The sequence below is a fragment of the Flavobacterium sp. genome (assembly GCF_041392005.1).
Lineage (GTDB): Bacteria > Bacteroidota > Bacteroidia > Flavobacteriales > Flavobacteriaceae > Flavobacterium.
Genome location: NZ_JAWKMX010000002.1, coordinates 202,845 through 215,328, shown reverse-complemented (window position 1 = coordinate 215,328; position 12,484 = coordinate 202,845). Strand labels below are relative to the sequence as shown.

11 protein-coding genes are annotated in these 12,484 nt (G+C 32.8%); all 11 read left to right on the top strand.

The annotated features are described in order from the left end of the window. Window positions 1–528, top strand: a 528-nt coding sequence (locus tag R2808_RS02590; RefSeq protein ID WP_371269371.1) for a gliding motility-associated C-terminal domain-containing protein, incomplete at its 5' end; no start/stop codon positions are given. 59 nt (window positions 529–587) lie between these two features. Continuing rightward, on the top strand, window positions 588–1,523 hold the full coding sequence (locus R2808_RS02585) for a type IX secretion system membrane protein PorP/SprF (RefSeq protein ID WP_371269370.1): 936 nt from the start codon (window positions 588–590) through the stop codon (window positions 1,521–1,523). An 18-nt stretch (window positions 1,524–1,541) separates the two neighbouring features. Further along, the gene (locus tag R2808_RS02580) at window positions 1,542–3,407 is read left to right on the top strand and encodes an OmpA family protein (RefSeq protein ID WP_371269369.1); all 1,866 of its coding nucleotides are present in this window, start codon (window positions 1,542–1,544) and stop codon (window positions 3,405–3,407) included. Between the two features lie 99 nt (window positions 3,408–3,506). Continuing rightward, window positions 3,507–3,809: a hypothetical protein gene (locus tag R2808_RS02575; protein ID WP_371269368.1), complete on the top strand. Its 303-nt coding sequence runs from the start codon at window positions 3,507–3,509 to the stop codon at window positions 3,807–3,809. A gap of 50 nt (window positions 3,810–3,859) precedes the next feature. Further along, the gene (locus R2808_RS02570) at window positions 3,860–6,238 is read left to right on the top strand and encodes a TonB-dependent receptor domain-containing protein (protein ID WP_371269367.1); all 2,379 of its coding nucleotides are present in this window, start codon (window positions 3,860–3,862) and stop codon (window positions 6,236–6,238) included. Between the two features lie 12 nt (window positions 6,239–6,250). Continuing rightward, window positions 6,251–6,805: a type 1 periplasmic binding fold superfamily protein gene (locus R2808_RS02565; protein WP_371269366.1), complete on the top strand. Its 555-nt coding sequence runs from the start codon at window positions 6,251–6,253 to the stop codon at window positions 6,803–6,805. Between the two features lie 93 nt (window positions 6,806–6,898). Next, window positions 6,899–9,025 (top strand): prolyl oligopeptidase family protein, encoded by a 2,127-nt coding sequence (locus tag R2808_RS02560; RefSeq protein ID WP_371269365.1) that lies wholly within the window; start codon window positions 6,899–6,901, stop codon window positions 9,023–9,025. Between the two features lie 102 nt (window positions 9,026–9,127). After that, complete coding sequence (locus R2808_RS02555; protein WP_371269364.1) at window positions 9,128–9,505, top strand: hypothetical protein; 378 nt, start codon at window positions 9,128–9,130, stop codon at window positions 9,503–9,505. A 106-nt stretch (window positions 9,506–9,611) separates the two neighbouring features. Next, a complete protein-coding gene (locus tag R2808_RS02550) occupies window positions 9,612–10,394 on the top strand; it encodes an MbnP family protein (protein WP_371269363.1) in 783 nt (260 codons plus the stop codon). 74 nt (window positions 10,395–10,468) lie between these two features. Continuing rightward, a complete protein-coding gene (locus tag R2808_RS02545; protein WP_371269362.1) occupies window positions 10,469–11,506 on the top strand; it encodes a cytochrome-c peroxidase in 1,038 nt (345 codons plus the stop codon). Window positions 11,507–11,508: 2 nt separating this feature from the next. Further along, complete coding sequence (locus tag R2808_RS02540) at window positions 11,509–12,459, top strand: transporter (RefSeq protein ID WP_371269361.1); 951 nt, start codon at window positions 11,509–11,511, stop codon at window positions 12,457–12,459. Window positions 12,460–12,484 lie beyond the last annotated feature (25 nt).

The window sequence follows — 12,484 nt, the reverse complement described above, 5'->3', positions numbered from 1 at the left end:
TACACCTTTACACCAGATGCAGGACAATGTGCAGCTGTGGGAACATTATCTGTAACTATTACCGATAAGCAACCTATACGCTTTACAGGTATTGAAGTATGTGGCGATACCACTATTAATTTTCCAACAGTTACCGATGAAGGTTATACTCTTTCAGGAAGTTGGTCTCCTAGTACTATAGACACATCTAATGGTGGAGAAAAAACTTATACATTTACTCCAGACGATATTTGTTATGCTTCGGGAACTTTTACAGTTAATGTAATTGGTTGTATGATTCCACGAGGTATTTCTCCGAATGGAGATGGATTAAACGACACGTTTGATTTATCGAATTTTGATGTTAAGAAGTTAGAGATCTTTAATCGTTACGGTATGAAGGTTTATTCGAAGTCGGATTATGTAAATGAGTGGTCTGGATATTCAGATTCTGGCGATGAGTTACCAGATGCTACGTATTACTATGTAATTTACTTTAACAATTCTCCTGCTCGCACAGGATGGGTTTATATTAACAGACAACACTAAAAACAAGCTTTTTCGGGGTAAATAATTACCCCGAGGAGTTTTACTTAAAATTCAATACAATGAAAAAACTATATTTAGTTGCCTTATTAGCGTTAGGATGTATAGTTGAGTCAACGGCTCAGCAAGATCCCCACTATACACAATATATGTACAATATGAGTGTTATGAACCCTGCTTATGCTGGTTCTAAAGAGAATCTTTCTTTAGGGTTGTTATATCGTAAACAATGGGTAGAGATAGAAGATGCTCCTACTACGGGTACGTTTTTTGCGCATTCACCAGTAGGAAGAAATGTAGGTGCTGGTCTTTCGTTTATTAGCGATAAAATTGGTCCTGTAACAGAGAGTAATATTTATGGTGATTTTTCATACACTTTAAATTTAGGTGTTGAGCACAAATTAGCCTTTGGATTAAAAGCAGGTTTAACCCTTCACGATGTAGGTTTGTATAGCGATATAGGTAATGGGCGTGTTCCCGATGCTAACGACCCTGCTTTTTCGGAAGATATAAACAACACGTATTTTAATGTAGGTACAGGAGTTTTCTTTTATACTAACAAGTACTATTTAGGCGTTTCGGTTCCCAATATGTTAAAGTCTAAACATTTAGATTTAACCGTAAGCGGCGATGAGTACGAGTTTGGTTCAGAAACCTCTCATTATTTTGTAACAGGAGGTTATGTTTTTGATGTATCAAGCAAAGTAAAATTTAAACCCTTCTTTATGTTAAAATCGGCATTTAGCGCACCTATGTCGTTAGATTTATCTACCAATTTTTTGTTTAACAACAAGTTTGAAATTGGCGCTACATATCGATTAGAAGACAGTTTTGGAGCTATGGTTAATTACGCCATTACACCAAATTTAAGAATAGGCTATGCTTACGATCATATCGTGTCAGATTTGAATGTTACCACACCATCATCGCACGAATTTATTCTACTGTTTGATTTGAACTTTCCTAAAAAAGTATCAAGTTCACCAAGATTTTTTTAACCTAAACTCGTTAATGACATGAAAAAAATATATTTAACCTTAAGTTTTGTAATCGCCAGTAGTTTGCTTAGCGCCCAAAATAAGGAAACCAAAACGGCCGATAAGCTGTTTGACCGTTACGAGTATGTAGATGCCGCCAAAGAATATTTAAAATTGGTAAATAACGGAAAATCAAACGTGTATGTCGAGAGTCAATTAGCCGATAGTTATTACTATATCTTCAACACTAAAGAAGCAGCACAATGGTACGCTAAGGTGGCCGACCAAAAAAACGATGCCGAAACCTATTACCGCTATGCACAAATGCTTAAAGCAAATGGTAATTATTCCGAAGCCGATAAGCAGATGGCTAAATTTGCGGCTTTAAAACCAAACGACCAAAGAGCTAAAGATTTTAAAAATAATCCTAACTATTTGTCCGATTTAAAAGCACAAGCTAAACTATTTGATGTTTCTAATGCCGATTTAAATAGCGAGAATTCAGATTTTGGAGCCATTCTTACAAACGATAACGAAGTTTATTTTGTAAGTTCTCGTAACGAATCAAGAAAAAAATACGGCTGGAATGACGAACCTTATTTAGACATTTACAAAGCTATTTATAACCAAGATGGCACTTTTAGCGAATCATCGTTAGTAGATGGATTAAACACCAAGTGGAACGAAGGCCCTGTAGCTTTTAGCCCCGATGGCAACACTATTTACTATTCTAGCGAGAGTTTTAACGATGGCGAGTTTGTAAAAGACAAGCAAAAAAAGCTAAAATACGGTCAAATGTTCTTATACAAAGCCGTTCGCGATGGTAACACATTTACAGACATAAAAGCATTGCCTTTTAACAACAAAGAATATTCTATGCGTAACCCTGCGGTAAGTAGCGATGGTAAAACCTTATACTTTTCATCAGATATGCCAGGAGGATTAGGTGGAGAAGATATTTGGAAAGTAAACATTAATAACGGTTCATATGGCACACCAGAAAACTTAGGAAACACAGTAAACACAGCAGGCAATGAAAGCTTTCCTTATGTAAGCGAATCGAATGTGCTGTATTTTGCTTCCGATGCACGAGAAGGTTTTGGCGGATACGATGTGTTTAAAACCGACTTAAATAAAGCACAGCAGGCCGTTAATTTAGGCGAACCCGTAAACAGTGAAAAAGACGATTTTTCATTTGCTTACAACGAAACTAAAAAAATAGCGTTCTTTGCTAGTAACCGATCAGGAAACGATAACCTTTACACAGCCGTTCCTGTTTGTGGTGTTAACGGAGTAGTACTGGTTAAAAACGCCGAAACAGGTGCTGCAATTGCAGATGCTATGGTAGCACTAGTAGAAGCCGATAAAGTTATTGCTAATCAAAACTCGAAAACCGACGGAAAAGCTAACTTTAGCCTAAATTGTAACAAGCAATACGCTGTGCAAGCCTCTAAAAAAGGATTCGAAAATGGGGTAGCAACCTTCTCGAAAACCGACGGTGGAACAGCGCTAATAGAAGTACTATTACAACCTATAAAACCTATTATAACCGACAAAGAAGTGATACTAGAACCTATATTCTTCGAGTTCGATAAAAGCAACATAACAGCTCAAGGAGCAGAAGAATTAGACAAATTAGTACAAGTAATGAACGAAAACCCAACAATGGTAATCTTCGCAAAATCGCATACCGATAACCGCGGAAGCGATAAATACAACATGAACCTATCAGACCGAAGAGCCAAAGCAACCGTTCAATACATTATATCAAAAGGAATCGATAAAGAAAGAATATCAGGACAAGGTTTCGGTGAAACAGAACCTAAAGTAGATTGCAAAAAAGATTGTACCGAAGAACAACACGCACTAAACAGACGTTCCGAATTCTTAATCGTAAAAAAATAATACAAATAAACTATTAAAAAAATGTCCCATTAAAATGGGACATTTTTTTATACCTTTGCAAGAGTGAAAAAGAAAATTGCAATACTAAACTGTATTTTAATGCTTGCTGTAATTTTTGCAGTAAGCTACCAATCGTTGCATATATTTTCGCATCATCAACATAGTTTTTCATCTTGCCAACATCAAGAAAAGAAAAACAAAAATGCTTTTGAAAAAACAATTTCAGAAAAAGAAGATTGTCTTGTTTGTGAGTTTAAATTTGCAACCTTCTTAAAAACTGAAATTTTTACGTTTAAATTTCATTCACCATTTAAAGAAAACCCGTATTCTTTTAGCATAAAAGAAGCAACTACTTTTTTTTGCGGAAGTTTATTCTCACATCGCGGACCACCTTGTAATTAATTTATTCTAAAAAAATAAAATTTAGCGATTAATTAATTAAACAACAGAAAATGCAACGTATAGTGTTAAGTGTTTTCTTGTTGCTTTGTGTTTATGCAAAGGCACAATATAGTTTTTCTGGCATAATTTATAATGAAAAAAACATGCCTTTAGAAAACGTGCATATTCATGTGGGCAACAAAATAACTGCAACCAACAACAATGGAAAATTCAGTGTCGAAAATTTAAAAAAAGACAATTATAAAATTTACATTTCATACATAGGATATGAAACCGTTACTGAAACTATCAATGTTGACAAAAATATTATTTATAATAAACAACTATTTCCAACCACTACAAATCTAAGTGGAATTCTAATAACCGAAAAACTTACAAAGCAAAGTGCAGTAGATAACGAACAAAAGATAAATTCTAAAACTATTGAAAATTACAGCAATGTAACTTTAGGCGATGCTTTGAAAGAGATTTCAGGTGTAAGTACATTAAAGTCTGGAACAACTATTGTAAAACCAGTTGTTAATGGTTTACATAGTTTTAGAGTACCAATTATTACTGATAATATTCGGTTGGAAGATCAACAATGGGGTGTAGAACATGCGCCAAATTTTGATGTAAATGCTGCTAATTCACTTACTGTTTTAAAAGGAGCTTCAACACTTCAATATGGTGGCGATGCCATTGGTGGAATTGTTATTATAGAACCAATTTCTTTAAAAAAAGATACCATTATCGGAAAAACTATTATTACAGGAGCTACAAATGGAAGGGGTGGAAGTATCAGTTCGAGCTTAACAAAAGGAACTCGAAAGGGTTGGGCATGGAACATCGTTGGAACAGCTAAATATTTTGGCGACCGAGAAGCTCCAAATTACGTCTTATCTAACACTGGTAATCGAGAGCAAAACTTTTCGGGAAACTTAAAATACGTTCAAGACAATTATAGTATTTCCGGTTCATATAGTTTCTATAATTCGCAAATGGGAATTTTAAAAGCTTCGCATATTGGTAATGTAACCGATTTATATAATGCAATTACAAACCAGAAACCATATGTAGTAGAGCCGTTTAGTTACAATATAAACCAACCTAAACAAGAAGTACAACATCATTTGGCAAAAGTATTTTACGAACAAAAGTTAAATGAATCCTCAAAAATCGATTTTCAATATGCTTTTCAATTTAACAATAGAAAAGAATTTGATGTTCGTAGAAATAGTGAAGATGAAAGACCCGCTTTAGATTTAAATTTAGATTCACATAATTTTCAAACGAACTACAAATATTCTAAAGAAAGTTGGAAATTTACAAATGGTATTAGTTTTGGTTACCAAAACAATGTTGCAAATCCTAATACAGGTGTTAGACCGTTAATTCCAAATTTTAACAAATTTGATTTTGGCATCTATTCAATTACGAATTATAAAATTGACAATTCGCTTAAAATTGAAGGTGGAATTCGTTATGATTTTTCTAGAATTGAAGCATCGAAATATTATTTGAAATCGAGATGGGATGAACGTAGTTACGATGAAGATTTTTCGCAATTCATTGTTGAAGATTATGGAACACAATGGTTAACTAAACCAACTTTTGATTATCACAATTTTGCTGGAAGTATTGGTTTTAACAAACAGTTTCATCACGAAATAAACTGGCTGTTTAGCATTGGTTTAGCAACAAGAAACCCAAATGTATCCGAACTTTTTAGTGATGGTTTGCATCATGCTATCGGTCAAATAGAATTAGGCGATTTGAGATTGCAACAAGAAAAAGCTTTGAAAATCAATTCAACTATTCGAAAAGAATGGAAGAAAGTTACTTTAGAAGCTAATCCTTTTATCAATCGTATTGTCGATTTTATTTATTTACAACCAACAAGCATTGAAACAACAATTCGCGGTGCTTTTCCAGTTTGGGAATATAAACAAACCGATGCATTATTAACTGGTATTGACGTTAGTGGAAGTTGGATTATCAATGAGCATTTTAAGTATAATGGAAACTTTGCATATTTAATAGGTCGCGATTTAAAAAAAGATGATTATTTAATCGATATGCCTCCTTTTAACACAACACAAAGTATTCAGTATACAAATAAAAAATGGAATAAATTATTGTTAGAATTAAAATCAGAAACAGTTTTAAATCAAACGAATTATCCCAATTTTAATTTTGAAACCACTATTTTAGTAAACGGAAATTTAACTCCAGCTATAGTAGATATTAGTACGCCTCCAAATACTTATAGTTTATTACATTTTCAAGCTGAATGTCGATTTTCAGTATTTAAAAACAAAACAATTACGACTGCATTTTCTATTCAAAATTTATTAAACACTAATTATAGAGACTACCTTAATCGGCAACGATTTTATGCCGATGAAATGGGTAGAAATTTTCAATTTCAATTAAAATTTAATTATTAAAAATTTAAAAAAATGAAACATTTAAAATTAACATCATTTGCATTACTAGTATTTACATTATTTTCTTGTTCAAACGATGATAAACCAGCACCTGTTAACGAGGAAGAAGTAATTACTACAATTAAAGTCACACTAGTAAATGGTGGAAACACCATAACATTACAATCTCAAGATTTAGATGGTGACGGACCAAACGCACCTAAAGTTACAGTTTCTGGAGACTTAGCCGCAAGCACAACATATTTAGGTTCTGTAAAATTTCTAAATGAATTAGAAAACCCAGCTGAAAACATTACAGCAGAAGTTGAAGAAGAAGGTGTAGATCATCAAATATTCTATCAGCTAACAAATTCTTTAGGAACAATTACTTATGACGATGTAGATGATAATGGTAACCCAATTGGTTTAGAGTTCACTTTAGTAACTGGTAACGCAGGCTCTGGTACTTTAACTGTTACTTTACGTCACGAACCAAATAAAGAAGCTTCTGGTGTTAGCAATGGAGATATTACAAACGCTGGCGGCTCAACAGATGCCGAAGTTAGTTTTCCTATACTAATACAATAATTCTAAAAACCCTTTGAAATTTTAAAGGGTTTTTATTTTAACAAAACTTAACAAAGTTATTTAGTATTTTTGTTTGAAACCAAAACTTTACGAATGAAAAAATCAATAATTTTACTTCTTTCCGCAACGGTATTTATTGCTTGTAAAAAAGAAGAAACTAAAACTGAAGAATTAGATATGAGTGTGGTTTATCCGCAAACAAAAAAAGTAGACACCGTAGCTGTTTACTTTGGCGATTCAATTCAAGATCCATATAGATGGCTAGAAGACGATAGAAGTCCCGAAACAGAAGCTTGGGTAAAAGCAGAAAACGAAGTAACTTTTGGTTACTTAAATAAAATTCCTTTCCGAAATAAAATAAAGGAAAGATTAGAAAAATTGTGGAATTACGAAAAAGTTTCGGCACCATTTAAAGAAGGGAATTATACTTATTTCTATAAAAATGATGGATTACAAAATCAGTCCGTTTTATATAGAAAAAACGAAAGTGGAAAAGAAGAAATTTTCTTAGATCCAAATACTTTTTCAAAAGACGGCACAACCTCACTTGGCGGTTTAAGCTTTACAAAAGATGGTTCAATGGCAGCTTATGCCATTTCAGAAGGTGGAAGCGATTGGCGAAAAGTAATTATATTAAATACAGAAACTAAAGAAATTATTGGCGATACTATTGTTGATGTAAAGTTTAGTGGTATGTCGTGGTATAAAAACGAAGGGTTCTATTATTCGAGCTACGATAAACCAAAAGGAAGCGAACTTTCGGCAAAAACCGACCAGCATAAACTATATTTTCACAAATTAGGAACAAAACAAATTGAAGACAAAATAATTTTTGGCCTAAATGAAAAAAGAAGATACGTAGGCGGTTATGTTACAGAAGATGAAAATTACCTAATAATTTCAGCCGCAAATGCCACAAATGGTAATGAATTATACATTAAAGATTTAGCTAATAATGGACCAATTGTAAATATTGTAAATAATTTTGAAAGTAATAGTGATGTAATTGATAATGTTGGAACAAAGTTTTATGTTGCAACTGATTTTAATGCGCCTAATAAAAGAGTTGTAACTTTCGATTTAGCAAAACCTCAACAAGAAAATTGGGCAGACTTTATTCCTGAAACAGAAAATGTTTTATCGGCATCAACTGGGGCAGGTTATATTTTTACAGAATATATGAAAGATGCCGTTTCGCAAATAAAACAATACGATTATAACGGAAAATTAGTTCGCGAAATTAAATTACCAGGAATTGGTACTGCAGGTGGTTTTGGCGGTAAAAAAGAAGATGCCGAATTGTATTATTCGTTTACCAATTATATTACTCCAGGTACAATCTATGAATTTGAACCAAAATCTGGAACTTCAAAAATATACAATAAGCCAAATGTAGATTTTAAAACGGAAGATTTTGAATCAAAACAAGTGTTCTACAATTCAAAAGATGGTACTAAAGTTCCTATGATTATTACCTATAAAAAAGGGACTGAATTAAACGGTAAAAATCCAACTATTTTATATGGTTATGGAGGTTTCAATATTAGTTTAACGCCAAGTTTTAGCATTGCTAATGCTGTTTGGATGGAAAATGGAGGGATTTATGCTGTTGCCAACTTACGTGGTGGTGGCGAATACGGAACCAAATGGCATAATGACGGAACGCAAATGAAAAAACAAAATGTATTTGACGATTTTATCGCTGCTGCCGAATATTTAATTAAAGAAAAATATACTTCATCTGATTATTTAGCTATTAAAGGTGGTTCAAACGGAGGCTTGTTAGTTGGTGCAACTATGACACAACGTCCAGATTTAATGAAAGTGGCCATTCCTCAAGTAGGAGTTTTAGATATGTTACGTTATCATACTTTTACTGCTGGTGCTGGTTGGGCTTACGATTACGGAACTAGCGAGCAAAACAAAGAAATGTTTGAATACTTAAAAGGTTACTCACCAGTTCATAATGTAAAAACTGGCGTTCAATATCCAGCAACATTAGTTACTACAGGTGATCACGATGATCGAGTAGTTCCAGCACATAGTTTTAAATTTGCAGCTGAATTACAAGCCAAACAAAAAGGACCAAACCCAGTTTTAATTCGTATTGATACTAATGCTGGTCATGGCGCTGGAAAATCTACCGAAGCAATTATTAACGAACAGGTAGATATTCAAGCATTTGCTTTATATAATATGGGTATTAGAGAATTGAAATAGAACTTTCAATCTATAAATTATTAAAGCTTCTGTAAAAAAACAGAGGCTTTTTTTATGATAAATATCAACTTATTTTAAAGTGCAAATGTATAATTTTGCATTATGAAAAAATATATATTCATAATTATAGGAATTCTTTTCCTTTTAAAACCAGTAATTCCCTTTTTGGAATACATGGTTAATTATGAATACATTGCTAACGAACTTTGTGAAAATAAAGATAAACCAGAACTTAAATGTAATGGTAAGTGTCATCTTAAAAAAGAATTAGCAAAAGTTTCTGAAGAAGAAAAACCACAATCGCAAGATAAAAAAAACCAAACTTCAGAAATTGAAGTCTTATATTTCTCTAAAGTTGCAGACTATACTTTTAGTCCAACTTTTGGTTTCTCTCAAAAAAGTATTAATTCCCATTATTTGAATTTGTATAAAGGGGTTTGTACAAATTCAACCTTTCATCCACCTACTCTTTTTGTTTAACTTTAATATTGATTTTATTTCTAAAATCGCACATTTTGTTTAAAGATAGTTTTCTTTAGACGAACAATAATTTATATCCATATTTTAAAATTAAACAATTAAAAAAATGAAATTTCAATTAAAAAATATCGCAATCGTTATGGTTGCTGCACTTACTTTTACTGCTTGTTCAAACGAAGATGATTCAAATACTATTTCTGGTAACGGAACTTTAAAGTTAGAATTTGATAACGTTTATGGCGATGCCGATTTTGCTTTTAATACGCCTTATACCAACTCAAACGGCGAAGTAATTAAAGCAACAAATGCTATTTATATTGTAAGTAATATCGTTTTAACAAAAGAAGATGGTTCAACTTATACTGTGCCAAAAGCAGACAGCTACTTTTTTGTAAACGAAGCTGATGCTGCAAGTACTCTTTTATCTTTACCTAATATTCCTGCGGCAAATTATACTAAAGTTTCTTTCGGAATTGGAATTGATCAAGAGCAATATAATGCAGGCGGCGATAACCAAGTTGACCTTTGGGAAAGAGCTGCAGAATTGGGAATGACATGGACGTGGCTGTCAGGTTATAAATTTGTAAAATTTGAAGGAACAGCTACTACGCCATCAAATACCGATGCAAATTATAGAGTTCATACAGGTAAAACTGGCGATGTTTACAACTATGCGTCAGTAACATTAGATTTACCAGAAAACGCATTGGTTCGTACAAACATTACACCGCAAATTCATATTATGGCCGATTTAAAAGAAATTGTAGATGGAACTACAAAAATAAATTTTGAAGACGGTTTAGATGTAATGGGTGGAACTCCTGTACAAAACATAATGGCGAATAATGTGCCTAATATGTTTGAAGTTCATCACGTACATAACGACTAATACTTTTTGAAAAGTAAGGTTTTGCAAAGGCTTAACCTTACTTTCTATTTTTAATGGACTAAAATCCAAAAAAAATGAAAAAACTTTTATTTTTTGCAACACTACTTTTATTAGTAGGTTGTAGTTCCGATAACGAATCTGAATATCAAAACATTCCTATTAATTATCAAGTTCCAAGCAATTTTCCTCCATTAGCTTACAATATGGAAAACAATCCTCTTACCGAAAAAGGATTTGAATTGGGTAAAAAAATATTTTACGATGGTCGCTTAGCTTCAGATGGTGTTGTGGCTTGTGGCTTTTGTCATATTCAAGAAGACGCCTTTACACATCACGGACATACTTTTAGTCATGGAGTGGGCGATGGAATTGGCACTAGAAATGCTCCACCTATTCAAAATATGGCCTATCAAACCCAGTTTTTTTGGGATGGTGCTGCCGATCATATTGAATTATTATCAATGGCTCCCATATCAAACGAATTAGAAATGAACGGCAATATTATCGATATTATTACCATGATGCAAAACGATTCGGAATATCAAAAATTATACAGGCAAGCTTTTGATAACGGCGAAATAAACAGTGAAAATATGCTGAAAGCTTTAGCGCAGTTTATGACCATGCTTACCTCATCGAATTCTCGTTTTGATAAATACAAAAGGAACGAAACTGGTGGAAATTTAACACAAATAGAATTAGATGGTTATGCAATTTTTAATCAAAAATGTGCGAGTTGTCATGCCACTGATATTTTTACGGATAACACGTTTCGAAATAATGGTTTATCTATAAATCCGCAAATTCAAGACAATGGAAGATATCGCGTTACCGAACAAGAAGAAGATCGTTATATATTTAAAGTGCCGAGTTTGCGTAATATTGAAAAAACAGCGCCATACATGCACGATGGAAGGTTTTATACTTTAGAAGCTGTTTTAAATCATTATGCAAGTGGTGTAACCAATACACAAAATTTAGACCCAATTTTGAACAATAACGGTACACTTGGAATTCCTTTAACCAATGATGAAAAAACAAAAATCATCGCTTTCTTAAAAACCTTAACCGACAATGAGTTCTTAACCGATGCTCGTTTCGCTGAATTTTAAAAATGAAGAGAATAATTTTATTTACATTAGTAAGTTTTTCAATGGCTTTTGCCAAAGAAAAAGATAGTTTAACAATAGAAAATCCATTCAAAAAATATTATACAATTTTAGACGATTGTGATGCCTGTGGTTGTTCTGCAAGTGGAGGAAGTATGGGGTTTTCTTCTATGATTAATCCTAATTTTGTTGGAGTTCGTTACTTTAATCAATCCTATAAAAGCTCAGATGGTTTATATAGTAACTCACCATGGTACGACGAAAATTTTAATACCATTCAATTATGGGGAAGAATTCCTGTTTCTAACAAAATTCAGGTTTCATTATTAGTTCCATATCATTTTCACAATCGTAAATCAAACTTAGGCGACCAATCTATATCTGGTATTGGCGATATTACCGCATTAGGCTTTTATTCAATAGTTAAAACCAAAAACGATTCGCTTAACTATAAACATCATGTAATGCTTGGTGGTGGTGTAAAAATGCCAACTGGAAAGTATAACGAAACCAATAATGGAAGTGTAAACCCGAGTTATCAATTAGGAACGGGAAGTTGGGATTATATTTTAGCTTCAGAATATATCATTCGTAAAAATAAAATGGGTTTAAATACCATGTTAAATTATACAATTAAAACCGAAAATGAGAAAAACTATCGTTTTGGAAACCAATTCAATTATGGAAGTACTTTCTTTTATGTTTTGGAAAAAGAAAAACTATCATTTGTTCCGCAAGCTGGTTTTGCGGGCGAAATTTATGAAACCAATTATCAACACGGACAAAAAGTACGAAACACTGAAGGCAATATTTTATTTGGAAAATTGGGCTTTGAAATTGGAAAAGATACATTTTCATTTGGTGCAAATGCCATGTTACCCATTAATCAAAACCTAACAGGTGGAAATGTAAAAGCAAATTACCGCTGGAGTATTAATTTGAATTATAGTTTATAAAAAAATAGCATCGTTTTTACGATGC

Bases quoted from the DNA above. Each gene is read 5' to 3' on its own strand.
- R2808_RS02585 (WP_371269370.1), top strand. From the start codon at position 588: ATGAAAAAACTATATTTAGTTGCCTTATTAGCGTTAGGATGTATAGTT.
- R2808_RS02580 (WP_371269369.1), top strand. From the start codon at position 1,542: ATGAAAAAAATATATTTAACCTTAAGTTTTGTAATCGCCAGTAGTTTG.
- R2808_RS02575 (WP_371269368.1), top strand. From the start codon at position 3,507: ATGCTTGCTGTAATTTTTGCAGTAAGCTACCAATCGTTGCATATATTT.
- R2808_RS02570 (WP_371269367.1), top strand. From the start codon at position 3,860: ATGCAACGTATAGTGTTAAGTGTTTTCTTGTTGCTTTGTGTTTATGCA.
- R2808_RS02565 (WP_371269366.1), top strand. From the start codon at position 6,251: ATGAAACATTTAAAATTAACATCATTTGCATTACTAGTATTTACATTA.
- R2808_RS02560 (WP_371269365.1), top strand. From the start codon at position 6,899: ATGAAAAAATCAATAATTTTACTTCTTTCCGCAACGGTATTTATTGCT.
- R2808_RS02555 (WP_371269364.1), top strand. From the start codon at position 9,128: ATGAAAAAATATATATTCATAATTATAGGAATTCTTTTCCTTTTAAAA.
- R2808_RS02550 (WP_371269363.1), top strand. From the start codon at position 9,612: ATGAAATTTCAATTAAAAAATATCGCAATCGTTATGGTTGCTGCACTT.
- R2808_RS02545 (WP_371269362.1), top strand. From the start codon at position 10,469: ATGAAAAAACTTTTATTTTTTGCAACACTACTTTTATTAGTAGGTTGT.
- R2808_RS02540 (WP_371269361.1), top strand. From the start codon at position 11,509: ATGAAGAGAATAATTTTATTTACATTAGTAAGTTTTTCAATGGCTTTT.